The sequence below is a fragment of the Synechococcus sp. GEYO genome (assembly GCF_900473955.1).
In the GTDB taxonomy this organism is placed as follows: Bacteria; Cyanobacteriota; Cyanobacteriia; order PCC-6307; family Cyanobiaceae; genus Synechococcus_C.
Genome location: NZ_UCNL01000004.1, coordinates 20,835 through 45,017, shown reverse-complemented (window position 1 = coordinate 45,017; position 24,183 = coordinate 20,835). Strand labels below are relative to the sequence as shown.

At 59.5% G+C, this 24,183-nt stretch carries 26 protein-coding genes; 10 read left to right on the top strand and 16 right to left on the bottom strand.

The window, feature by feature from the left end:
• Position 1: 1 nt before the first annotated feature.
• Together DXY37_RS02530 and yidD are read right to left on the bottom strand one after the other, a co-directional pair.
• A complete protein-coding gene (locus DXY37_RS02530) occupies positions 2-310 on the bottom strand; it encodes a glutaredoxin family protein (RefSeq protein WP_115125220.1) in 309 nt (102 codons plus the stop codon).
• Positions 291-569: a membrane protein insertion efficiency factor YidD gene (gene yidD, locus DXY37_RS02525; protein WP_115125370.1), complete on the bottom strand. Its 279-nt coding sequence runs from the start codon at positions 567-569 to the stop codon at positions 291-293. Before yidD ends, DXY37_RS02530 begins: the two co-directional genes overlap by 20 nt.
• Before the next feature lie 74 nt (positions 570-643).
• Here yidD and rpsD point away from each other — a divergent pair, with 74 nt between their 5' ends.
• Positions 644-1,252 carry a 30S ribosomal protein S4 gene (rpsD, locus tag DXY37_RS02520; protein WP_067094008.1) on the top strand — a complete coding sequence of 203 codons (609 nt, stop codon included), beginning with the start codon at positions 644-646 and terminating at the stop codon, positions 1,250-1,252.
• Between the two features lie 139 nt (positions 1,253-1,391).
• Here rpsD and DXY37_RS02515 read toward each other — a convergent pair whose 3' ends face one another.
• Positions 1,392-1,694 (bottom strand): hypothetical protein, encoded by a 303-nt coding sequence (locus tag DXY37_RS02515; protein ID WP_115125219.1) that lies wholly within the window; start codon positions 1,692-1,694, stop codon positions 1,392-1,394.
• A gap of 587 nt (positions 1,695-2,281) precedes the next feature.
• Between DXY37_RS02515 and DXY37_RS02510 the strand changes: the two genes are divergently transcribed.
• Positions 2,282-2,464 carry a hypothetical protein gene (locus DXY37_RS02510; protein ID WP_115125218.1) on the top strand — a complete coding sequence of 61 codons (183 nt, stop codon included), beginning with the start codon at positions 2,282-2,284 and terminating at the stop codon, positions 2,462-2,464.
• A 176-nt stretch (positions 2,465-2,640) separates the two neighbouring features.
• Here the strand turns inward: DXY37_RS02510 and DXY37_RS02505 are convergent, their stop codons facing one another.
• The gene (locus tag DXY37_RS02505; protein WP_115125217.1) at positions 2,641-2,898 is read right to left on the bottom strand and encodes a hypothetical protein; all 258 of its coding nucleotides are present in this window, start codon (positions 2,896-2,898) and stop codon (positions 2,641-2,643) included.
• 84 nt (positions 2,899-2,982) lie between these two features.
• On the opposite strand from DXY37_RS02505, the gene DXY37_RS02500 reads away from it, so the two are divergent.
• From DXY37_RS02500 to cysK, 3 genes are all read left to right on the top strand, one after another.
• A complete protein-coding gene (locus tag DXY37_RS02500) occupies positions 2,983-4,140 on the top strand; it encodes a PLP-dependent aspartate aminotransferase family protein (RefSeq protein WP_115125216.1) in 1,158 nt (385 codons plus the stop codon).
• Positions 4,137-5,624 (top strand): PLP-dependent transferase, encoded by a 1,488-nt coding sequence (locus DXY37_RS02495; RefSeq protein ID WP_115125215.1) that lies wholly within the window; start codon positions 4,137-4,139, stop codon positions 5,622-5,624. Before DXY37_RS02500 ends, DXY37_RS02495 begins: the two co-directional genes overlap by 4 nt.
• 135 nt (positions 5,625-5,759) lie before the next feature.
• Entirely contained in the window at positions 5,760-6,746 is a 987-nt protein-coding gene (gene cysK / locus DXY37_RS02490; RefSeq protein ID WP_115125214.1) for a cysteine synthase A, read from the top strand.
• Between the two features lie 60 nt (positions 6,747-6,806).
• Here cysK and queA read toward each other — a convergent pair whose 3' ends face one another.
• The 6 genes from queA to lipB form a co-directional block, all read right to left on the bottom strand.
• Entirely contained in the window at positions 6,807-7,928 is a 1,122-nt protein-coding gene (gene queA / locus DXY37_RS02485) for a tRNA preQ1(34) S-adenosylmethionine ribosyltransferase-isomerase QueA (RefSeq protein ID WP_115125213.1), read from the bottom strand.
• Positions 7,929-7,943: 15 nt separating this feature from the next.
• A complete protein-coding gene (locus tag DXY37_RS02480) occupies positions 7,944-9,839 on the bottom strand; it encodes an APC family permease (protein ID WP_371637782.1) in 1,896 nt (631 codons plus the stop codon).
• 74 nt (positions 9,840-9,913) lie between these two features.
• Positions 9,914-11,278, bottom strand: coding sequence for a dihydrolipoamide acetyltransferase family protein (locus tag DXY37_RS02475; RefSeq protein ID WP_115125212.1), 1,365 nt, complete (start codon positions 11,276-11,278; stop codon positions 9,914-9,916).
• 65 nt (positions 11,279-11,343) lie between these two features.
• Complete coding sequence (locus DXY37_RS02470; RefSeq protein ID WP_115125211.1) at positions 11,344-11,787, bottom strand: YlqD family protein; 444 nt, start codon at positions 11,785-11,787, stop codon at positions 11,344-11,346.
• A gap of 72 nt (positions 11,788-11,859) precedes the next feature.
• Positions 11,860-13,803: an AMP-binding protein gene (locus DXY37_RS02465; protein ID WP_115125210.1), complete on the bottom strand. Its 1,944-nt coding sequence runs from the start codon at positions 13,801-13,803 to the stop codon at positions 11,860-11,862.
• A gap of 51 nt (positions 13,804-13,854) precedes the next feature.
• Positions 13,855-14,583: a lipoyl(octanoyl) transferase LipB gene (gene lipB / locus DXY37_RS02460; protein ID WP_244276797.1), complete on the bottom strand. Its 729-nt coding sequence runs from the start codon at positions 14,581-14,583 to the stop codon at positions 13,855-13,857.
• 11 nt (positions 14,584-14,594) lie between these two features.
• On the opposite strand from lipB, the gene hpf reads away from it, so the two are divergent.
• From hpf to DXY37_RS02435, 5 genes are read left to right on the top strand one after another with little or no spacing between them, the layout of a single operon-like run.
• Entirely contained in the window at positions 14,595-15,182 is a 588-nt protein-coding gene (hpf, locus tag DXY37_RS02455; protein ID WP_115125208.1) for a ribosome hibernation-promoting factor, HPF/YfiA family, read from the top strand.
• A gap of 37 nt (positions 15,183-15,219) precedes the next feature.
• A complete protein-coding gene (locus tag DXY37_RS02450; protein WP_115125207.1) occupies positions 15,220-15,900 on the top strand; it encodes a 2-deoxyribose-5-phosphate aldolase in 681 nt (226 codons plus the stop codon).
• Positions 15,897-16,685: a DNA repair protein RecO gene (gene recO / locus DXY37_RS02445; protein WP_115125206.1), complete on the top strand. Its 789-nt coding sequence runs from the start codon at positions 15,897-15,899 to the stop codon at positions 16,683-16,685. The genes DXY37_RS02450 and recO overlap by 4 nt, the downstream gene beginning before the upstream one ends.
• A gap of 29 nt (positions 16,686-16,714) precedes the next feature.
• Positions 16,715-18,094 (top strand): MFS transporter, encoded by a 1,380-nt coding sequence (locus DXY37_RS02440; RefSeq protein WP_115125205.1) that lies wholly within the window; start codon positions 16,715-16,717, stop codon positions 18,092-18,094.
• Between the two features lie 28 nt (positions 18,095-18,122).
• Positions 18,123-19,310: a glycosyltransferase family 4 protein gene (locus DXY37_RS02435; protein ID WP_115125368.1), complete on the top strand. Its 1,188-nt coding sequence runs from the start codon at positions 18,123-18,125 to the stop codon at positions 19,308-19,310.
• Here DXY37_RS02435 and proC read toward each other — a convergent pair.
• The 6 genes from proC to der form a co-directional block, all read right to left on the bottom strand.
• Positions 19,307-20,125, bottom strand: a complete 819-nt coding sequence (proC, locus tag DXY37_RS02430; protein ID WP_170951750.1) for a pyrroline-5-carboxylate reductase — start codon at positions 20,123-20,125, stop codon at positions 19,307-19,309. The genes DXY37_RS02435 and proC overlap by 4 nt on opposite strands.
• Before the next feature lie 12 nt (positions 20,126-20,137).
• Entirely contained in the window at positions 20,138-20,713 is a 576-nt protein-coding gene (locus DXY37_RS02425; RefSeq protein ID WP_115125367.1) for a cell division protein SepF, read from the bottom strand.
• A 106-nt stretch (positions 20,714-20,819) separates the two neighbouring features.
• A complete protein-coding gene (locus DXY37_RS02420; protein ID WP_115125204.1) occupies positions 20,820-21,473 on the bottom strand; it encodes a YggS family pyridoxal phosphate-dependent enzyme in 654 nt (217 codons plus the stop codon).
• A 23-nt stretch (positions 21,474-21,496) separates the two neighbouring features.
• A complete protein-coding gene (locus tag DXY37_RS02415; RefSeq protein ID WP_067093917.1) occupies positions 21,497-21,763 on the bottom strand; it encodes a PipX family protein in 267 nt (88 codons plus the stop codon).
• 17 nt (positions 21,764-21,780) lie between these two features.
• Positions 21,781-22,698: an energy-coupling factor transporter transmembrane protein EcfT gene (locus tag DXY37_RS02410; RefSeq protein WP_115125203.1), complete on the bottom strand. Its 918-nt coding sequence runs from the start codon at positions 22,696-22,698 to the stop codon at positions 21,781-21,783.
• A gap of 5 nt (positions 22,699-22,703) precedes the next feature.
• Entirely contained in the window at positions 22,704-24,071 is a 1,368-nt protein-coding gene (der, locus tag DXY37_RS02405; RefSeq protein WP_115125365.1) for a ribosome biogenesis GTPase Der, read from the bottom strand.
• Positions 24,072-24,183: the final 112 nt, after the last annotated feature.

Sequence of the window (24,183 nt, the reverse complement as noted above, 5' to 3'; positions counted from 1 at the left end):
TCTAGTCCGATCCGGCGATGGTGGAGCAGAGCCGTTGCAACCAATTGAACAGTCCCTCTCCGCTCAGGCGAGGAGACACTCGTGGCAGAGGTTTCCCCTGCAGTGCCAAAACAGGCACTTCCAGGTCGTAACGAGTCCGAAGCTCCGGCTCAATCCCCGCAGCATCAATATCAATCACCTCCAAACTCAGCGGTGGCTGCAAACGACTGAGATCAATGTCTTGCAGACGTTGCTCTAAACCTTCACAAAGACAGCAGCCCTGCCTGCTGAACAAGGTCAGCTGCAGGGGCTCAATCGGGGACTGGATCACAGCCGCAGGGGGTAAAGGGATGACAGCGACAGATCCGGCGCAGAGTGAGCCAGCCACCCCGCCAAGGACCATGGCGCTTAATCGCTTCTAATCCGTAGGCACTGCAGCTGGGAATGAAGCGACAACGGGGGCCGAAGAAGGGCGAAAACCAGCTGCGGTAAAAACCAATCGCCGCAATCATCAGCTGAGCCAGGGCCTGACCGAAAGCCTCCCCAATACTCGCCAGGAAGCCGACAGATAGGATGCGTGGTTCGCGCATGCAGAAACGCAAAGCTGACTTCAAGTCCAGCATGGCGTTTTGCCGGCGTGAATGGTCCAACACCTTCCTTACTTATGTCTCGTTACCGCGGCCCTCGCCTGAGGATCACGCGGCGCTTGGGAGACCTCCCTGGTCTCACCCGGAAGGCCGCAAAGCGGTCCTATCCACCCGGTCAGCACGGCCAAGCCCGTCGCAAGCGCTCTGAATACGCAATCCGGCTTGAGGAGAAGCAAAAGCTTCGCTTCAACTACGGCGTCTCTGAACGCCAACTCGTGCGCTACGTGAAAAAAGCGCGCGCTCAGGAAGGTTCCACAGGAACCAACCTGCTCAAACTTCTCGAGAACCGTCTCGACAACGTCTGCTTCCGTCTCGGATTTGGCCCCACAGTGCCTGGCGCCCGCCAGCTGGTGAACCATGGCCATGTCACCGTGAACGGCCGCGTCACCGACATCGCTAGCTACCAGTGCAAGGCCGGTGATCTGATCGCCGTCCGCGAGCGCAAGGGCAGCAAAAAACTGGCTGAAGGCAACCTGGAATTCCCGGGTCTCGCCAACGTGCCGCCCCACCTGGAGCTCGACAAGGCAAAACTCAGCGCCAAAGTGATCAGTAAGTGCGAACGCGAATGGGTCGCACTGGAGATCAATGAACTGCTGGTTGTGGAGTACTACTCACGTAAGGTCTGAGGCCTACCTCACTTCTCAGCACGTTCTTACTTTGCAATCCCCGCACGGTTCTTCCGGAGCGGGGTTTTTCATGTCGGACGAATGAGTGAGTGACACGCTCACCCCGCCGACCCATCAGCAGCAACAATCACGAGAACCTTCAGTTGGCCTCAGCAAGAATTTTCCATGAGATGTCTTCCATCAACACCGATGGCTGACCCTCAAGAGCGGCAGCAAGATCCGCGGGTTCGGAAAGATCAACCAGAATCACCCCATTTCGGCAAAGGAACTGCATATCTGATTGATCATCACTCACCACCCGAAACGCAGCGCCATGCTCTTGCGACAACAGTGTCGCCTTGGCTCGGGCTTCCAGCAGGTTGAGGTTTTCTGCAATGCCGACCCAGCCTTGATCTGAAAGCCGTTGAATACAAAACACGATCGCACCCTGTGATGAGCGCACTGTGCTTCAGCCAGCATTTTTAAGCCAGTAAGCAACAGACGAGCTTTGGGATCACACAGGATTGACGATGAATTGAACACAACTCTCCTTCCTCAAGATTGAACTGGCGTAATCCGGCTACCAGCGCAACCAGACATCAGCAAATGCAGGAATCACGGAGCAAAAGCAGGACGCCGAAACTGAGTCCTGACGCTCATGAACAAGTTGATCTCAAGACGTTAAGAGCTGCCTGCGAAAAGCAGCATCATTGCCATCATCAAAAGGATGCAGGTGGTTGGGGTCGGATTTAACCGGCCCCTTTTGCTTGGGATCGAGGTTCGCCGAAGACCAAACAGTGGCAACCAAAAACACCGAATCGCAAAAGTGTCTGACAATCAGTCAAATCGGATACAACGACATTGAGTGTTGATAAGCGGTCATAACAGTCGAACTCCAGTTCAATCCCAAGAGCTAAACTTCAAAAAATGGTCGAATAGAATGTTCGGTTGGTTAATGTCGATGCTATCTGGTGAGCAAACTTTTCCAGACGAAAAAATGCTCTTAATTCTCGGCCCGATCCCCAGAGAAGGAAGGAGCGAAACAGCTGAATGAATTACCCAGTTCTGCTCACCCTATCGCTCGGAAATCTCGAAATCAGCGAGATGAGTGCCGCTGTTCTCATCACCGTCTCGCTGGTATTTCTAGTGAGTTTCGGAATTGTCTCCCTTAAAAACGACAGTAAGGGAATGATGGAATGGATGTTTGACAACAAAACGAATGAAAAGCGTTGAATCTTTCTCGACTGATCACTGAAACAATTTCGTAACCAAGCAGATAATGACAAGCATGGGATAAGTGTTCCTAAAAAGAACTTGATTTCACTCGGTCAAGGCTCATACCGCAGAGCCAGAGATCGATTCTCAACACCAACCGAACGCTGACTGATTAGATGGTTCAGGTTCGTCGATCAACGAATCAAGTTTGCTTTAAAAAAGCCGAGCCCCAACCCAAAGCCTTTCGGTTTGTCCTCCAGAAAAGTGAGGGCCAGCTCAAAATCCATCAGGCCCTCCTGCTCGATCAGGTCGCGGGGTAATTGCCCTTGTCGCTGCTCCAGGTAGCGAGCATGAATTCGCTGCTTATTTTCACTCAGAAACGTGACGATTTCACTGAGCACATGATCCCGCCACTCATCCTTGTGGCTCTGCTGCACTGAGTTATCAGCCAAGGCTCCAGATCTCAACGTCCGGCTCGACGCTAGCGGCGAAGGACAGCCTGTTTCCTAACTTGAAGACCTGATCGCAGCCATCACTTGCAGCGCCCAGCAGGAACACCAGCCGATGCCACCCGGGCGATTCATCACGGGGAGAGCTTTGCGGACGGGACGGGCACCGTGATGCCGCCGATTTTCTCCACATCGACGTTTGCTCATGGCAACGCCGGTGGTTTCGATTACACACGCTCTGGCAATCCCAACTTCCGCATCCTTGAGGGAGTGCTCGCTTCGGTTGAGCACTGCAACCATGCCACGGTGTTTGGCTCGGGAGTGAGCGCGATCACGGCGATTGCCTCAGGTCTCAGCCAGGGGGATCTTGTGCTCTGCGAGGAAAACCTTTACGGCTGCACGGTGAGGCTGTTTGAACAGGTGTTCGCCAAATTCGGGGTCCACACCGAGTGGGTGGATTTCACATCAGCCGAGGCTGTCTCCAGCATCGCGGTTCGAAAGCCCGCCATGGTCTGGCTGGAGAGTCCCACCAACCCGCTGCTCAAGGTGATCGACCTCAAACAGGTCTGCGCGGCAGCCTCGGCCACCGGTGTCCCCGTGGTGGTAGACAACACCTTCGCCACCGCCCTTGTGCAGCGGCCTCTGCAGCTTGGGGCCACCCTTTCACTGACAAGCACCACCAAATACATCAACGGACACTCCGATGCCCTTGGCGGTGCGGTCTGCACCGACGATCCGGCCTGGCACCAAAAAATGGTGTTTGCCCAGAAAGCCCTGGGCCTGCAACCTTCACCATTCGATTGCTGGCTAATCACCCGCGGCATCAAGACCCTGCCTCTGCGGCTCAAACAACAGATGGCCAACGCCGCTGCTTTGGCTGATCACCTCGCTCACCACGACGATGTGAATTGGGTGCGCTATCCCCATCGCCCGGATCACCCCCAACACGCGCTGGCCATGCAGCAGATGAGTAGTGGTGGCGCCATCGTCACGATTGGAGTCGAAGCCAGCCGCGACCAGGCTTATGCCATGTGCAAGGCGCTGCAGTGGTTCACCATGGCAGAAAGCCTCGGAGGCGTGGAAAGCCTGATCTGCCACCCGGCCACGATGACTCACGCTTCTGTGTCTATGGAGGTAAAACAGAAACTGGGTATCAGCGATGGCCTGATCCGTCTGTCCGTGGGCTGTGAAGACGCCGCGGATCTGATCGCGGATCTCGATCAGGCACTTTGCTTGCTCCGATGAGTTCGCGCGACCTGCTGCGGGATCCCTGCTGGCAAGGCAGCGATCTCGGCCATCCCCTCCCTGATACCACCCATGCCGTCTCGGTCGCCCTGCCTCGATGGAGCGATGTGATCGCCTACGAGGAACAGGATCCCGCATGCCGAGGAGCGTTGCGGGCGGTGTATCCGCGATTTGGTCAGCATCCGCTGGTGGCACAGGTTGCGAAGCTTTCGCTGCAGGTCTCCGACCTCGCCCCCTCCAAGGGAGCAAGCAGCTGGCCGTATCCGAACCTCGCAGCGGCAGAAGCCGCTCTCGCCCACTGCCGCCGAACAAGGCCTGCGGGAGAAACACAGCTCAGCGTGATCGGTGGACTGACCTGCCTGATTGCCGACCCAGCCAGCACTCCTGCCGCGAAGGCATTCTGGCAGCACACTGGCCTTGGAGCCTCCTCCAGGCTGGCTGCCATCACCCTTGGTCAGGAGCAGAACGCCAGCGGTTCCGCAGCTGAGAACGCCCGCCTCAATGTGATTGAGCGGCTGGCGCGGATCTATGGCTGCGAGGGAGATGCGATCAGCCTCCACCCCTCAGGCATGTCGGCTCTGCACCGAGCACTCCAACTGATCTCGGCCATCCGGCCCAACAGGCCCGTGTTGCAGATCGGTTTCCCCTATGTGGATGTGCTCAAGCTTCCCCAGGTGGTGTTCAACGGAGCCGAACTGCTGCTAGATGACAGTGCAGCCAGTGTGGGTGACGTTCTCGAGCGCCTAGAGCCGTCAGCAGTGGTGGTGGAGCTGCCTAGCAATCCCCTGCTGCGCTGCATTGATCTGCCAACGATCGCCAGGCTTGCCCACCGGCAGGGGATCCCCGTGATCGCCGACGACACCATTGGATCTGGGGTCAATATCGACGGGTTGCCCCACGCCGATCTGGTCTTCAGCTCGCTCACCAAAAGCTTCGCCGGCCGTGGCGATGTTCTGGCCGGAGGTCTGGTGCTGAGTCCGCACTCCCCATGGAGAGATCAGCTCGTTGCATCAGCTCGCTCCCTGCAACCGTTGGCGGAGCTTGCCGACGTGGATGTCATCGCACTCGACCAGGGCAGTGAAGACGTGGTCGAACGGGTGCATCAGCTCAATCGCAACACGCTGTTCCTGGCTGAACAGCTGCGCGATCACCCCGCCGTGGAAAAGGTGTTCCATCCGGGTGAATGCGAGAACTTCAAGGCATTGCAGCGACCAGGTGCAGGCCATGGCTGCCTGCTGTCTTTTGAACTGAAAGGAGGAACCCCCTCCTCGCAGAAGGTCTATGACGCACTGACGGTCTGCAAGGGGCCAAGTCTCGGCACCGCCTTCACCCTGGTCTGCCCCTACGTACTTCTTGCTCACTACGACGAGTTGGTTTGGGCGAAACGCTGCGATGTGCCATCCCATCTACTGCGCGTTTCAGTAGGGCTTGAGGAGCAGCCGGATCTCTGGAAGCGGTTCCTGCTGGCTCTGGACTCGGCATAAGCGGAAAACAGGCTTGTGATGAAGTCGGAGTTGCTGCCTGCTGGATTGACAGAGTTTGAACAAGCTCTTAAGAGCCAGGCACCTGACTGAGAGTCTCCCTAAATTACAAAAATTGGCCATTTTTTCAACTCACTCATGTCTCGCGTTTACGCCGATAACAGCCAGGCCATCGGTAATACCCCCCTGGTGCGTCTGAACCATGTCACCAAGGACTGCAAAGCCACCGTTCTCGCCAAGATCGAAGGCCGCAATCCCGCCTACAGCGTGAAGTGCCGCATTGGCGCAAACATGATCTGGGATGCCGAAAAGCGTGGTGAACTCACCGAAGGCAAGGTGATCGTTGAGCCCACATCAGGCAATACCGGGGTTGCTCTCGCCTTCACCGCCGCCGCTCGCGGTTACAAGCTCGTACTCACGATGCCCGAGTCGATGTCGATCGAACGTCGCCGCGTGATGGCCGTTCTCGGCGCTGAAATCGTGCTCACCGAAGCCGCCAAAGGCATGCCTGGCGCCATCGCCAAAGCCAAGGAGATCGCCGCCAGCGACCCTGGCAAGTACTTCATGCCAGGGCAGTTTGAAAATCCTGCCAACCCGGAGATTCACGAAAAGACCACTGGCCCCGAGATCTGGAACGACTGCGAAGGCGCCATCGACGTTCTGGTGGCCGGCGTGGGTACCGGCGGCACCATCACTGGCGTGTCCCGTTACATCAAGAACGCCAAAGGCAAGGCGATTGAATCGGTTGCCGTGGAGCCCAGCCACAGCCCGGTGATCACCCAGACCATGAACGGCGAGGAAGTGAAGCCAGGTCCCCACAAGATCCAAGGGATCGGCGCCGGCTTCATTCCCAAGAACCTCGACCTCTCCGTCGTCGACAAGGTGGAACAGGTCACCAACGACGAGTCCGTTGAGATGGCTCTTCGTCTGGCCAAGGAAGAGGGCCTGCTGGTGGGCATCTCCTGCGGAGCCGCAGCTGCCGCTGCCATTCGCCTGGCCAAGCAAGATGCTTACGCCGGCAAGACCATCGTGGTTGTTCTCCCCGATCTTGCTGAGCGCTACCTCTCTTCAGTAATGTTCGCCGACGTTCCCACAGGGATCATCGAGCAACCCGTGACAGCTTGAACCACAGCGTTGACACATCATGCAGCCCCGGAACACCGGGGCTTTTTTCATGCCGACTGCTCAGCCATCCACTGGCAGCTTCACGCCTGGAAGCACGGCATCCGGAGCGATCCACATCGCATCACCATAGGAATAGAAGCGATAAGCCTCCTGAATGGCGATCCCATACAGCTCAAGCAACCTGCTGCGTCCGATCAGAGCGCTGACCAGAAGCAGCAGCGAGCTCTTGGGCAGATGAAAGTTGGTCAGCAGACCCTGCACCACTTGGAAACGAAAGCCGGGCTGGATGACCAAATCAACAGGTCCCCGCAGAGGTTGCAGGCTGCCGCCCCCTGCCGCAGCAGCTCCCTCCAGAGCCCGCACACTGGTGGTGCCCACAGCAATCACACGGCCTCCACGCTGCCGGCACGCGGCGACAGCAGCCACCAGATCAGGAGTGACCTCCACCCATTCGCTGTGCAAACTCAGATCCTTGAGATCTTCAGTCTCCACAGGCCGGAATGTACCTAACCCCACGTGCAACGTCACTGTGGCCAGTTGAACGCCGCGGCCGCGGATCGCCTTGAGAAGCTCATCACTGAGGTGCAAGCCCGCGGTTGGTGCAGCAACCGCTCCTGGACTGGAGGCGTAGCGAGTTTGATAACGCTCCTGATCCGACTCATCGTGACGCGTGATGTAAGGCGGTAAGGGCACTTCGCCATAACGCTCCAGCAGCGTTTCGATCGCTGCAGCATCGACGAAAGCAGCTGGGAATTGAATGATGCGACCGCCACTGGCGCCATCTGCGGTCAACACCTGCAGAGGGATGGACTCCTGCTCAAGGGCTTCAAGCCAAACCTGATCGCCAGGCTTCAATTTCTTGCCGGGTCTGGCCAGACAGAGCCAGCGGCCTTCGCCGCGGGGCTCAAGCACCAGCAGCTCCGCCAGGCCACCACCGGAACGCCGCACCCTCAGGCGCGCCCGCAGAACCCGGGTGTCGTTGACCACCAGCAGGTCGCCAGGACGGAGCTCATCCTGCCAATCCCACACTTGACGATGCATCAGCTCCGTCACGGGTCGGTTCATGGGGGGAGCCATCAGCAGTCGTGCTGCATGGCGAGGCTCCACGGGTGCCTGCGCGATGCGCTCTTCAGGCAGGCGGTAGTCGTAGGAGCTGAGCTGAAGATCCCTTGGATCCACCACAACGCTTGAACGTGATTAATCCATGCTGCCTGAGGGCAACGTCCCGGCTTTGCTTGCCAAGCGGGGAACGAAATAGCGCACAATCGAGAACACGCGGCTCTGGTCGGTGGAGAGTGCCTCGAACAGGCTGCGAGCCCTTTGGTTAAGTAAAGCCACATCCAGTCGATCCCTGGGAATGGCCACCGGCATGACCACCGTGGTGGCGCGCTCGGGATGCCGTTGCTCCTGCTCCATCACGAAGTCACAGAAGGGATCCAGCAGCGAACTGTATGGGCTGTGGAGCAGCACCAGCTCAAGAGCACCGGTGTCGGTGCCCGCGTAGCGATCCCACAGTTGGCTGAGCTGGCCGGCGTCTTCTTCTTTCTGCACCACCATCACCGCCGTGACCGAATCGGCGAACGAACAGGCGTAGCGCAGCGCCTCAAACGACGGTTGCATCATGCTTGCGACCCAGACAATCGCATGGTGTCCGGTGGGTGGATCACGGGGAATCAGCTTCAGTGACGACCCATCAGGGTCCAGAGCGAGGGCAGCGAAGATCTCCCGGTAGCGGCGACGGATCAAGGCCAGTCCCCACACCAGCAGAGGAATCGCGATCACCACAGTCCAGGCCCCCTCATCAAATTTGCTCACCACAATCACCAGCAGGACCACAAAGGTGGTGAGCGATCCGAGCGCATTCATGGCCATTCGCCCGCGCCAGCCCTCTCCACGCCGCTTCCACCAGCGACAGACCAGGCCCAGCTGCGACAACGTGAAGGCCGTGAACACTCCAAGGGCATACAGATTGACCGCCACGGTGGTGTCACCTCGGCAAATCACGATGATCAGCGCGGTAATCACGACCAGCGCACTGATCCCGTTCTGGTAAACGAGCCGATCACCCAGCAGCTTCATCTGCATGGGCAAGCAATGGTCTTCCGCCAGCATTGCCGCCAGACGTGGAAAGCCGGAGAAGGCCGTGTTTGCTGCCAGCACCAGAATCAGCAGTGTTGAGATCTGCAGGGTCCAGTACAGAACGCTGCCGTCGCCGAACACACGCTGACCGATCTGAGCCAACACGGTGATGTCGGGATTGGGTGCGACTCCATACATGAAACCTATGGTGCTGACCGCAAGGAACATCACCGACAGCAACACACTCATCACCAGCAGGGTTTTGCGAGCGTTAACGGGAGCAGGCTCCTTAAAAACCTGAACACCATTGGCGATGGCTTCGATCCCGGTCATCGCTGAACAGCCTGAGCTGAAGGCCCGGAGCACCAGAAATAAGCCGATCGGCTGCAGCGCAGCCGTGAGCGGGGGAGCATCGGGAGTCCAGCCGTGATGGAAGGTGAGGTCCTTGAGCCCAGCCACCGTGAGCAGAACAATCATCACCACGAAGGCATAGGTGGGCACCGAGAACACGCGTCCCGCTTCCTTCACCCCGCGCAGGTTGGCCCAGCCCACGAGCAGGAGCATGAACAGAGCGATTGGAACCTCGTAGGCCAACAACGCTGGATCCAGTGACGACAGCGCCTGGGTGCCCGCCATCAAGCTGACCGCTGCAGTGAGGGTGTAGTCGATCAGCAACGCAGCGGCTGCTACCAATCCCACGTTGCGTCCGAGATTGTCGCGAGCCACCACGTAGGAACCGCCACCGTTGGGATAGGCAGAGATCGCCTGCCGGTACGACAGCACCACGATCGTGATCAAGGCGATGATCGCCACGGTGATTGGCAGCGATAGCCGCAAAGCGGCACTGCCTCCCAGGATCAGAATTCCAAGCGCCGCTTCCGTGGCATAGGCCACGGATGACAAAGCATCCGAGGAGAGAATGGGCAGCGCCTGAAGATTGGGAAGTCGCTCATCCTTGGCACTGGAACGCGGCAGGGGACGGCCCAGCAGACGTGAAAAGGACGGAATTGACACAGGGCGACCATCACCACGTCAAGAGTGGCAAGGCTCCCTGAGCTCCGCAGCTGTGTATCTTCCCCTGTCCTGATTCAGATCGCCAAACTTTCGGGACGGGTTTCAATCAATTCCGCCAGATCCTTGAGGAAGGCGGCGCCATCGGCGCCATAGATCACACGGTGGTCCGCCGTGAGATTCACCTGCATCTGCCGCTTGACAGCGATGGACCCATCCTTTCCAGCCACAACGGCAGGTCTTGAAGCCGCCACTGCGAGGATGGCACCGGTGCCGGGAGGAAGGATGGCATCGAAACGATCCACCCCGAACATGCCGAGATTGGAGAGGGTGAAGGTTCCGGTGCTGTATTCCTCGGGCTGCAACTGTTTGCTGCGCGAGCGCTTCACCAGATCCCCCCACTGACGCGAGAGCTCATACAGATCGGTTCGATCGGCCTGACGCAGCACAGGGGTGATCAAACCACCGTCTTCCATCGCCACGGCAACGGCGACATTCACATCAGCGGGATAGGTCATTCCCGCAGCAGTCGTTGCAGCATTCACCTGCGGATGCCGGGCCAGAGTGACGGCCACGGCCTTCGCCAGCAGGGCCGTCATCGTGACGCCCTTGGGCTTCACCTGTTTGTAAAAGGCATCCAGTTGATCGGTGGTGATCGTGTAGCCCACACGGAAGCAGGGGACCGCGAGGCTGGCTTCCATATTGCGGTTCACCGCGCCCTGGAGCGTGTTGAACGCCACGGTGTCGCCAGGGCGGCCAAAGCTATTGCCGGCCGGTGAGCTCGGAGGCTTGGCGGTGCTCGCAGCTCCGGCACTGACGGCAGCAGCAGTCCCCTCCCCGACCAGGGGCACACTGATGGGACGCCCTGCGGCGCTTTCCACGTCTTCAGCCTGAATTCGACCGTTAGGACCACTGCCGCGGATCCCGGCGAGGTCGACGCCCATCTGAGAAGCCAGCTTCTTAGCCCTAGGACTGGCAATCAGTCGACCGTTGCTCGCTGGCGCAGCCACCGGAGCAGGAGGCGCAACTGGTGCGGGTTGAGCCGCAGCTGGGGCTGGTGCTATTGGAGCAGGTGCCGTTGGAGCAGGTGCCGTTGGAGCAGGTGCCGTTGGAGCAGCCGATGTTGGCGCTGGTGCTGCGGAAGCGGATGCCGATCCACCACCCGACGGTGCCTTGGCCTGAGCTTCGGCAATCTCAGCCTCGGTCTCCACGATCAAACCAATGGTCTCGCCCACAGGAGCCGTGCTGCCCGCGGGCATCAGCACAGCTGCGAGGTAACCCTCATTGAAGGACTCAACATCCATGTCGGCCTTGTCGGACTCGACCACGAGCACAGACTCGCCGCGGCCCACCTTGTCGCCAGGATTCTTGAGCCACTCAACGATCTTCCCCTCCGTCATCGTGGAGCTGAGGGCAGGCATGAAGATGTCGTGGGTTGCCAAAACCGTCTCCAGAGGGGCTGACTAAGAAAAATCTTACGGGCCGGCAGGCCGGCCCTCATCAGCGCTCAGCCCTGCTCGATGGCCTCGATCACGCCGTCGCGAACCACGACCGCAACCTGCATCTTGCTCACCAGGTTGTCGCCCACTTGAATATCGCAGAAGCTCTCAAGCTGGCCCTGATCCACTATCTGTTCCATTTCAAGCTCGCGAACCTGGGCCTGCTGCTGAAGAAGATTGCGCTTCTGCTCGTCGAGCTCAGCCCGCTTAGCAGCAACCTGCTGCTGCACCTGAGCGACCTGCTCTTGCACACGCGGATCAAGGGGATTGGCGCTCTGACGCCGAACATCATCCACAACCTGCTGCCCCTCCTGCTCAAGCTGAGCCAGTTGCTGGTCGGTGGTGGCGATGCCAGCGCTCAACTCACGCTCGGCCTCTTCCTTCCAGGCCGACGTGACCACGGCACGGATGGTGATGGAACGCTTGATCGACAGAGTGGTGCCGTCAGACATTGGGGCGAGGAATCAGCGCCAAGCGTCTCAGCCTCACGACGGATGGTCAACCCGACCCTGACCGGAGGACGATCAACGGCCATACACGCTCTCAATCAATGAGCGATCCCGTTCAGTGATCCGGTCTCGGCGTTGCTTGAGCGTCTGGGTGAGCAGGCCGTTCTCGATCGAGAATGGTTCGACCAGAGCCACACCAGCAAGACGCTCATCAGCCCTGGATCCAGCACGGTCCGCCAACAATCGGTTCAACTCCCCGCGCAGCAGCTTGAGCAAGCGCTGATCACCGGGATGACCGCCAAGGTCATCACCTGGATCGCAGCCCTGTGAGCTGGCCCAGGCCTTGATCGCATCCGCCCGCGGCACCACCAGAGCCCCCAGTTGACGTTCGTCCTGCCCCACCAGCATCACTTGCTCGATCAGCGGGCTGGAGACAAGAGCCTCTTCAAGCGGCCCTGGCTCGATGTTCTCACCGCTGCTGAGCACGATCGTGTCCTTGGCCCGTCCGGTCAGGACCACAGATCCATCGGGGAGAAGCATGCCCAGATCGCCTGTATCAAACCAGCCATCGGCATCCAGCACCTTGGCTGTTGCCTCAGGTTTGCCGAGGTAGCCAGCCATCACCTGAGGGCCGCGCACCAGCACAACCCCACGTTCACGGAACCCAAGCGGCTTCCTGCTGTCGGCATCAACAATGCGGAACTCGGTGTCCGGGAGAGGTAGACCGGAGCTACCGCGAATATTGCGCCAGGGCCGCCGGCAACTCACCACCGGACTGGTTTCCGTGAGACCGTATCCGACCAGGAGCTCGATTCCCACCGCTTCAAAGAAGGCATCCACGTGGGGAGCGATGGCACCTCCCCCATTAATCGGGAAGCGCAGTGCTCCGCCACTGAGCTGCTGCCTCAGCTTGGGCCAGATCAGCTTGGAGGCCAGCGCATGGGCTGGCCAGCGACGGCTCGCCTCAGCAGCAGCCTTTAGACGGTCGCGTTTGCGCAGCGGCTGAATCATTAGGTCACGGCTGCGACGCCGGGCGAGGGTGAAGGCCGTGCTGTTGGCCAAGGCTGCTCTCAACAGGCGTTGACGCGAGGCGGGAAATGTCTTCACGGCATCCTCGAAACCAGCCTGAACCGCTTCCCACAACCTGGGGACCGTGGCCATGATCACCGGCTTGACCCGTGGCAGATCCTTCTTGAGCTGCTTGATCGTGGTGTAACTCTGCGAGCAGGCACAGGAGAAGAAGTAGTACTCAGCGCTGCGTTCATAGGAATGCCAGATCGGCAGAACGCTCAGCACCGGTGATCCCGGTTCCGGGCGGGTCACGCAGGCGAGGCTGCGCATCTGATGCAGGAGGTTGGCGTGCGACAGCGGCACGCCCTTGGGCCGACCGGTGGTCCCACTGGTATAGAGGATCGTGGCCGTGGTGGCTGGCGCAGAGGCACGGTCCCGCCCAGTGATTGGATCCGGTGCCTCCTGCCCATCGGCAAGGGCGAGGAAAGTGTCGAAGTCGAGCGCGCCAGCAGGTGCAGACCCCTCAAGCACGAGCACAAAGCGCAAACGCTCCTGCAGCTCCGCCGGCAGCTGTAAACGCTGCAGCAGATCAGCGGTTTGCACCACCAGCGCGACGGCAGAGGAATCCTCGAGGATGTAGCGCAGCTCTTCAACAGGTGCTGCTGCCCCACGCACAGCATCAATGGCACCTGCCCGCATCAAGCCCTGATCAGCCACCAGCCAGCGAGGACTGTTCTCTGCGAAAAGCCCCACCACATCGCCACTGCCGATCTGCAAACTTCGGAATGCGGCAGCGGCCTGATCAATCCGCTCTGCCAATTCTTGGTAGCTGAGATGCTCCGGATGGGCAGCGTGAGGAGCATCAACCGCCATCACCTCACCGTGATGCGATTGCAACCAAGGCCAGACCTGATCCACCCGGCCGAGAGTTTGAACATGAGCCTGGCGAGCCAATGCTGCCTGCTCGCGGGACGTTGGTTGCCAGGCGGATTGAGCGGCGTCAGTCACGGGAACGGTCTGTAGTCGCCCAGGCCTATCACCTCAAAGCTGCTTCGGCAATCACAGCTGCTCTGCAGCTCTCTGCTGCCAAACCAAATCAAAGCGGGCAGCCAGGGCATCGCGCAACAGGGGTTGCACGCTCTCGATCTCCAGATCAGGGATCCAGTCGCAAAGGCGACCGACGGATCGTCCTTTGAGTCCACAGGGCACCACGGATTCGAAACCCTCCAGATCGCAGGTCACGTTCAACGCAAGACCATGCTGGGTGATCCAGCGACGGCAACCAACACCGATGGCCGCCACCTTCTGCTGATCGAGCCAGACCCCCGTAAGTCCTTCGATCCGTTCTCCCTGCAGCCCGAGACGCTGCAAAACATCAATCACCACCTGTTCCAGCTGACGCAGATACCAGTGCAGATCGGTGCGACGACGGCGCAGGTCCAACACCGGGTAGGCCACCAGTTGACCGGGTGCATGATGCGTGACTTCCCCACCACGATCGATGCGGTGCAGCGGGGCAGGCGGATGTTCGGGATCAAAGAGCAGATGGTCTTGACTGGCGCCGCGGCCGAGGGTGTAACAGCTGGGGTGCTGCAGCAGCCAGACCGCTTCAGCTTCAGTGTCCGCATCAGATGCGTTGTCTGACTCCAGGAGCAACCGCTCCTGCCAGCAGCGCTGCAGATCCCAGGCCTGCTGGAACGGCACCAGCTGTTCAGGCTGAAAAAGAAATGCCGAAGACCCGGTTCCGGAATCTCTCAGCGTCACTAGCTTTCCGTTAGGCGCAGGCACCGGAGGGATGCATGAAGCTTTTGATCCATGGTCGCAATCTGGATGTGACTCCCGCATTACGGGATTACACCGAGACGAAGCTTGATCGGGCGATCCATCACTTCAATGACCTGGTTCAGGAAGCAGATGTGCATCTGTCAGTGGCTCGCAACCCCCGCGTGCCGCAGCAGACGGCCGAGGTGACGGTCTTCGCCAACGGCACCGTGATTCGTGCCCAGGAACGCAGTGAGAATCTTTACGCGAGCATTGACCTGGTGGCGAGCAAGCTGGCACGGCAGCTGCGACGCTTCAAAGAACGCCACAGCGACCACCATCACAGCCCCGGCCACCGGGCCACTGAGACCCCCACCACTGAAGCGGTGCTTGATGACACCCCCGTGGACGATTCGCTGTTCGAGGGGAAAGAAGCCCAGCTACCTAGCCCGGGTGTGCGGCGTAAGTACTTCGCCATGCCGCCGATGACGCTGAATGACGCACGCACCCAGCTGGATCTCATCGACCATGACTTTTACCTGTTCCGCGACAGTGAAAGCGGCGAATTACAGGTGATTTATCGGCGCAACCACGGTGGCTATGGAGTGATCCAGGCACGCAACTGAACCTTTCGTGGCGGCTTGATCCGTCGTTTGCTCAGCGATGACCAAGTCACCGCGCCGGCAGGAACTGCCGGACATCCCCCCTCTGATTCACCAGGCTCTGCTCAATCCACTCCTGCAAGAGGAGGAACTGCTGACGCTCTGCGACGCAGCCAAACAACTGGGCTTCGGCGGCGTGTGCGTCAGCCTCATCCACCTCGAAGCAGTGCGCAGGCGCCTGGGTGGCCAGGGAGCGGTGACGTTGATCGCCACCGTTGCCTTTCCATTCGGAGCACTGCCCGCCGAACTGAAACAGGCCCAGGCCGAATGGGCTGCTGCCCATGGTGCCGAAGCCCTCGAAGTCACACCCGACTGGTCAGCTCTCGTTAACGGTCGCGCCAACAGCTTCGCCGAGGAGCTGGCAGCGATCGCAGCACTGGATCTACCCATGACCGTCGTGATGGATATGAATCAGCTAAGTGAGGCGCAGCTTGCTTTAGCAGCAGAGGCCGCCATGGATGCAGGGGCTGCATCGCTGCAGGCCGGCAACGGATTTGGAGCAGCGGTCTCCACCAATCAGATCAGAGAACTACGGCAGCTCACCCGAGGCCGTTGCGCCATCAAGGCCGCCGGTGGGATCCGGGAGCTTGAACAGGCGCTGGATCTCGTGGAAGCAGGAGCCATCGCGCTGGGCACCGGTCACGGTCCAGCGTTGGTGAAAGCCCTGCGACAACCACGATGAGTGGGGACAAGCGCCTATCGGGACTTGCTCTCAAGGTGGGGCCCCTCGGGGAGCATGACCGGCTGCTCACCCTGCTCAGTGATGAAGCCGGCGTGGTGCGACTGGCAGTGCCTGGAGCACGCAAACCACGCAGCAGCCTTGCCGCTGCAGTCCCGCTCACTCTGCTGGAACTGCAGGTGGTGGGGCGTCGCAGTTTGAAGAGGGTGCGTCAGCTGCAGGTCGTGCATAACTACAGCGGTGTTGGCAAGCAACTGGAAACACTGGCTGCCGCCCAAGCCCTGGCGGAACTAGCCATTGCCCTTGTGAGCGACTGCGACCCTGTTCCAGGAATGCTGGATACGGTGCTGATTCATCTCGAGAGCTTCGAAGCCCTGAGCCGCTTCGACCAACCAGACCCGGATCTCTGCCTGGCCATGCTCGTGCAGGCGGGGGTGCATCTGCTGGCGCTGGGCGGCTATGGCATTCCACTGCAGATCTGCTGCCGCACTGGAGCAGAGCTGGCTCCTCCGATCGGTCAGTGGGAATGGCGCTGCAGCCTTCTGCCTGAAGAGGGACTAGCGATCGGCTCATTACCGGGCGCCACGCTTCAGTTCAACCCATCTGAACTGGCTCTTCTGCAACGGTTGCCCAGGGCGGAACTCCCCAGGAGACGCGATGGCCAACTGATGGGTCCACGTCCGGTGTGGCTGAAGCTCCTGGCTGTCCTGGAGTGCTGGTGCCGCACCCATTTGCCCCGCCCGGTGCGCTCACTGGAGATGGTCGGCAACTGCATGCCGTCGCAGTAAGCGATCATGAGCCGGTCATTGCTGGAACCTTGAGCGGATCCCCCCTGAACAGTCCTGAGCCGGTCCTACCCACTGGCAACAATCCGGAGGGAGGCCGCGGGCTCCAGGCTGTGTTGCGCCTGAGCGACTTCCGAAAACTCTGGATCGGCCAGATCTTCTCTCAGCTGGCGGACAAGTTCTACATCGTGCTGATGGTCTTTCTGATCGATCAGCACTTGCTGCTGACCACCCAACAGAACGGCGTTCTTGCGGAGGTGGCCTCCGATTACGGCCTCGATATCAGTACCCGCACCAAAGTCATCACCCTGCTGGCCACGGGAATCTTCGTGGCGAACACACTGCCGGCGATGGTCCTGGGCAGCGTGGCGGGGGTATGGGTTGACCGCTGGCCGAAACGACGGGTGATGGTGGCCTCGAACGGGTTGCGGGCACTGATGGTGATGCTGACGCCTCTGTTTCTGATTCCAGGCCCCCTGATCCTGGGACTGCCCTGGGGCTACTGGGGTCTGATCGGCATGACGTTTATCGAGTCGATCCTCACGCAGTTCTTCGCACCGGCCGAACAGGCGGCCATCACTTTGCTCGTGCCTGGCCAACACCTACTGGCAGCGAACTCTCTATACCAAACCACCAGCATGGGAGCCACCATCGTTGGCTTCGCTCTGGGTGAGCCGATCCTTCGAGCACTGAATCACCTGTTCAGCGCGGTCGGCGTGCGCGGTGGTGAGTTCATTCTGCTGCCGTTCTGTTACGGCATGGCGGCCCTAAGCCTGCTGGCGGTCAGCCACAGGGAGCGGGAAATCCACAACGATGGTCGATCGGTCTGGCACGAGATCGGAGAAGGGCTGCAGGTGCTGAAGCGCATCCCCACAGTGCGCAACGCCATGGTTCATCTGGTGTTGCTCTACAGCCTGCTCGCGGCTCTCTATGTTCTGGCCCTTCAGCTAGCAGGGCTGATTCGCAGTCTTGGCCCCTCTGGTTTCGGCATGCTGCTGGCGATGAGCGGCCTGGGCATGGCCCTTGGCGCCGTGATGATGGCCCAGCTCGGTCATCACTTCAGTCGCCGTCGACTCACCGCAGCAGGACTCGGCCTAATCACCTTTTCACTGGTGTTGCTCAGCCAGTTCAAAGGCTCGCTCAACAGCACTCTGGCGTTCTGCGGAATCCTCGGGATCGGAGCCGCACTAGTCGCCATTCCGGCACAGACCACCATTCAGGAGGAAACTCCGGTCACCCAGAGAGGCAGAGTCTTCGGTCTTCAGAACAACCTGATCAATATCGCTCTCAGCCTGCCGCTAGTGCTGGCAGGCACTCTGGTCAGCAGCATCGGGCTCAGTCCGGTGTTGTGGTTGCTCGCCCTGTTGGCACTTGTTGCCGCCTTGCTCGAACGACCTTGGCAACGCTGCTAGCGTCAGCCATGCCCTGTGACTGGTGGCGGTGACGCATATTGCCTGGCTGGGCAAAAAAACTCCGTTCTGCGGCAATGTCACCTACGGGCTCAGCACAACGGAGGCCCTGAGGACACGGGGTCATCAGACCAGTTTCATTCACTTCGATAATCCGAAGGCACCTGGCAGCAGCACATCGCTTCTCGCCAACGATCCCGATGTCAGCCTTCCGTATCTGGTCAAATCGCAGGTCTACACAATCCCCTCGCCGGGTGCCCAGCGTGAGTTGCGGGAATCGCTGGAACGTCTGCAACCCGATCTGGTGCATGCAAGCCTCACGCTGTCGCCGTTGGATTTCCGACTACCGGAGCTCTGTCAGCAGTTGGGAGTCCCCCTGGTGGCCACCTTCCACCCTCCCTTCGACGCCAGCCTCCGCAACCTGACGGCAGGGACACAGCAACTCACTTATCAGCTCTACGCACCGGCACTTTCCAAGTACGACCGGGTGATCGTGTTCTCCGATCTACAAGCTGAATTCCTGGCGCGTCTTGGAGTACGCGAAGACCGTTTAGCCGTGATCCCCAACGGGGTTGATACCAGCCAGTGGAGTCCCTCTGACCCACTACCAGAACCAGGCATCACACCGCCCATCGGCAGCGCAATGCATAAGGTGCGCTGCCGTCTTGGTAAGGAGCGCGTCTTCCTCTACATGGGACGCGTTGCCACCGAAAAAAACGTGGAAGCTCTTCTGCAGTCTTGGCGTCTGGTCGCCATGCAGGGCTGTCGCCTGGTGATCGTTGGCGAAGGACCTTTGCGCAGCACCCTGCAGAACAGTTACGACGACGATGACGTGCTCTGGTGGGGCTACGAAGCCGATCTGGCCACTCGCATTGCCTTACTGCAATGCGCCGAGGTGTTCGTGCTTCCCTCTCTAGTGGAGGGGCTTTCACTCGCCTTGCTTGAAGCCATGGCCAGTGGCTGTGCCTGTGTGGCCACCGATGCTGGAGCCGACGGAGAAGTGCTCGCTGGCGGGGCAGGAATCGTGATGAGCACTCTGGGCGTGACCAGCCAACTTCGCACCTTGCTTCCGGTGCTGCGCGATCAACCCGTTTTGACGCGCGAACTCGGCCGACAGGCCCGCGAAAGAGTGCTAGAGCGCTACACCATCAGCCGCAATATCGACGCACTCGAACAGTTGTATGGCGAGCTAATGCGTCGAGCGCCGCTGGCGGCCTAGCGCAAAGTCCGTCCATGGTCGGCGGCAGCAATCACCGCTTCGATCAGGGCTGTCCGAACACCAGCGTTCTCCAATTTGCGCAGAGCCGCCATGGTCGTGCCGCCAGGTGAGGCGACCATATCTTTGAGCTGAGCTGGATGGAGTTGCTGCTGATCAAGCAATGCAGCCGTTCCGGCCAATGTCCGATGAGCGAGCCGGTGGGCTTGATCGCGCGGCAAACCAGCAGCTACTGCGCCATCAGCCATAGCTTCAGCCACAAGAGCTACGTAAGCGGGGCCTGAGGAGGTCAACGCTAGAAACGCATCAAGCCTGGACTCCGGCAGCTCAAGAACTTCGCTCACTGGGTCGAAAGCCTCCTTTACCCACTGACGCTGCTGCACCGAGACTCCTTCTGCAAATGCCAGTCCACACAAGCCTTCACCCACCAAGCAAGGGGTATTAGGAACCGCACGCACGCACGCACGACCTGGAAATTGACTCTGAAGACGCTCCAGAGTGACACCCGCCAACACAGAGATCAGCAGCGGCGACTGGCCTGATGGAACTGGCCAAACGCATTCGGCCACAGCATCAAGCTGCTGGGGCTTCACCGCCAACAACTGAACCGGAGCATTCCAGGCGTCCATAGACCGGGGATCAGACGCGGAAACAACAGTCAAGCCATTGGGCAAATCAGGGGTCAGCCGGGAGACAGACGACTGACTGCCAACAACCCCGATGACATCAGCTGACTGAAGCTTGCCTCGTTTAATCAGAGGGAAGATCAGGGCCTGGGCCATCCGACCCAGACCAATCACACCAACAGAAACAGTCACCGAAGCGAAAACTCAAAGAGCGGCGGCATCCGAAACAGCCCAGGCCGGTGCGGGAGCAACGCTGCTCTCAGCTGAAGCTTGCTCGACATCCTTGGTGACAACCGTTGGAGTCGTGCTCTCGTCCTGACTGGCGTTGGTCACAGTGACGCAACTCGGGGCAAACAGGAAAATGCTCTCACCAACACGCTCTTGATGACCATCAATGGCGAACGTTCCACCGGCCACGAAATCAACCGCTCTTTGAGCCTGATCAGGCTCCATCATCGTGAGGTTGAGAATCACGGTCTTGCGTTCGCGCAAGGCCTGAATCGCCCTTGGCATTTCATCAAAACTGCGCGGCTCCATCAGAGAAACCTCTGCGGTGCCGGAGCTAATTCCAGGCATCCCGATCACATTCGAGCCTGAGAAGCTCTGGTCCATCTCAAACGGATTTGATGCATCCAGAGGCGCCAGAGCACTGCTGTTGACAGACGACATGCCCTGCATGCTGTCGTCTTGCTCGCCTGTGTCGTAGTCGAGCTCGTCATAATCGCCATCTAGGTAATCGTCACCAGCAACGACCGCACGAAGACGAGAAATCAACGACACTGGAAATCTGCAGAACCTTGACCCTGAATAGCGCTCAAGGGAGTTGTGAGCAAGCGTGTCCAGATGAATTGATGTCCATCTCGCAACGTTGATTTGATCATTCCGTTCAAGAAGACACAGGAGGCCGCGCACCAAACAGGGCTGATCCCACACGAACCCAGGTCGCACCGGCGGCGGCAGCTTGCGGCCAGTCGCCGCTCATCCCCATCGAACATTGAGACAGACTGAGCTGATCCGCCAGATCACGGCAATCCCTGAAAAGCCCCTGACGCTCGATGCTGTCCAGTCCCAACGGAGCCATCGTCATCAGCCCGGAGGCCTTCAGTCCCGGCAACTGTCGCAACACGGGCCAGGCCTCTTTGAGTGACTGAGGGTCCCAGCCGCCCTTAGAAGGATCAGGCCTCAGCTTCACCTGGAATAACACCGAAGGACAACACCCCTCCTCCAGGGCAATGCGGGATGAACGCTCCGCCAGCGCCATCGAGTCGATGGAATGAATCCAGCTGAAGGCCTTCACCACCGCGCGGACCTTATTGGCCTGCAGGCGGCCAATGAAATGCCAGCGCAAATCCGTGAGGTCGGCGAGAGCCTGCTGCTTGGGCAAAGCCTCCTGAACCCGACTTTCGCCGAAATCAATTTGACCGCAAGCGGCAAGCTCTCGAACTGCCGAAGCAGGCTGCATCTTGCTCACAGCAAGCAGGTTGACGCCCTGCGGAAGACGCTGTTGCAGTTGCTGCCAGCGGGTCTGTATCTCTGTCACCCGAGCGGTCCGCCTTGCATGGTTCAGATGAAGGTCTGATCGAACAACTGCTTCCAGCTGCCGTAATCCTCCGAAGCATCCCGGCGCCGGCGGGCAAGATTCAACTCAGCATGGTGGCGCGCATCCAGATAGGGAATCACTTCAAACTGAGCCCCTCGAGGCTGCAGGGTGACGAGGAAGAACATGCGCTGGGCGTACAAGGTGGCGTACACATCACGACCTTCCCCCGCAGGGGCCACTCTGTAGAGCATCCCAAAGGTGGGGTGGTTGAGATAACCCTCAGCGCTCACAGACCTGAAAACGGGGATCAGAGAGCACCGTACCTTCCGCGCAGAACAAGAACAGTGACAAGCCCCACAGCAGCAACCCCGTTGAGAATGCTTGGGAGAGCACCCTTCGAAGCCTGCTCTGGACGAAACGCATCTGCAGGCAACCAGGTTCCACCTCGCGCAAGCAACGCTTCAGCACCTTGTTCTGCACGCAGCAGGATGTTGGCCAGAAGGCGCTCTCCCACTGAAAGCACCAACCCGAAGGAAGCTTTAAAACCAAGCTGGCGCAGGTTCACGGCACGACTAGCGAGCGAGCGCAACAGGTTCTGGAGTTCTTCCTGAACCAACGGCAGAAAGCGAAGAGCCAGAAGCAACTGAAAGCTCAGTCGATCAATCGGAACTCCAAGCCAAGCCAGGGGAGCCAACCACCAACTCAAGGACCACATCAACTCCTCACTGGGGGTCGACAGCAACATCAGATTCACGCTGTGGACAACGGTCACGATCAAGGTGGCGCTGTTCAACCCCAATTCAGCCGAGCGGCGATCTACCACAAGTGGGCCCAGTTGCAGAGATCCCAACTGCAGAGGCCCCAGACGAATCAACTCCCAGGAGGGTGAGGTCAGTGTGAGGCCTGGAATCTCCGCCGGCGAACGCAGGCTCATGCTGGCTCCAGGATCACCGGTGGGCAGCAACATGGCCAGCAGCCCGACCGCACAGCCGAGAACACTGACCAACAGCAACGAGCGCCACCACAGCCGCGCCGGCAATCCACTCACCAACGTGATCAACAGCAGGGCCAGCACGAGCGCCACGCGCCACAGGGGGCCTGCCAGTACAGGCGTGAGGAGAAACACCAGAACCCACAACAGCTTCAGGCGGGGATCCAGCTGGCGCAGCCAACCACCGGCACCATCCACGTACTGCCCGATCGGAATCTGCCTCAGCCAATCCATGCTGCTCAGCCCTGATGGTTCTGCTGCCTGGCCAGATCCTTTTCAGCGTCGCGCTGCTGCTTCCCACGCCAGAACAGCTTCAAGGGAGTGCCATCAAATCCGAGCCCTTCCCGGATCTGACGCTCGACATAACGCCGATAAGTGTCACCGAACAGCTTGGGGTCATTTACGAAAAGGGTGAAACTCGGGGGCCTGGTCGCCACCTGGGTGCCGTAGTACAGCCGGCCCTGACGTCCGCCTCTTGTTGTCGGCGGGCTCCGCCAGCTGAGGGCTTCCTTCAGCACTTCGTTAACCACGGAAGTGCTGACACGACGACGGTGCTGCTCCACCGCCAGAACAGCCAGAGCAAAAATGCTGTCAACACGCTGGCCGGTGAGTGCTGAGGTGAACAGCATCTGGGCCCAGTCGAGGAAATAAAGCTTGGAACGCAGCTCCTTCTCCATGGCCGTCATGGTGTGGCTGTCCTTCTCCACGGCATCCCATTTATTGACAACAACCACGCAGGCCCGACCGTCTTCTTCGATGCGACCTGCAAGGCGTTGATCCTGCTCGGTCACACCGTCCAATGCATCGATCACCAGCACGCACACATCACTGCGCTCAATCGCCTTGAAACTGCGGTTGATTCCAAAGAATTCAGGCCCGTAATTAACACTGCGACGCCGGCGGATCCCAGCGGTGTCCACCAGGCGCCAAGGACGGTTTTCACGCACGATGCTGGTGTCGATCGTGTCGCGCGTGGTGCCTCGAATCGGGCTCACAATGGCCCTCTGTTCACCGCAAATGGCATTCAGAAGGCTTGATTTACCGACGTTGGGACGACCAATGATGGCCATTTGTATCGGCTCTTCCTGATCACCCTCTTGATCTTTCGGAGGCAGGAATGTGAGCACCCGATCCAGGACTTCTGCAGTGCCTGCACCATGAATTGCGGAAATGGGGTAGGGCTCTCCGAGTCCAAGACTCCAGAACTCCGCAGCCATGGCCAGACCCTGATCAGGTGACTCGCACTTGTTCACCGCGAGCAGCGTTGGACAACGCTGACCGCGCAGGAACTCCGCGATGGCCTCATCCGATGCCGTGAGGCCCTGCTGACCATCAACAATCACCACAGCAACACTGGCCTCCTCGAGAGCCAGCGCAGCCTGCTCACGGATTTCAGGCAGAAACTCACTGTCGTCATCGAACACCAACCCACCGGTGTCGACCACCTTGAATTCGCGATCTCCCCAATAGCCATCTTGATAGGTGCGATCACGCGTCACACCCGGCTGATCGTGGACGATCGCCTCTCGACTTCGGCAGAGACGATTGACCAGCGTGGATTTACCAACGTTGGGGCGCCCGATAATCGCGACGACGGGACGCGCCAAGAAGGTCCACAGCAAGAACAGTCTTGACAGTACAGAGGCACCTGTCTGCGAGATCAGGACCCGAAAGGGAAGCCGCTCAACTTTTCATTTCGCCAACAGGAATGGGAATTCT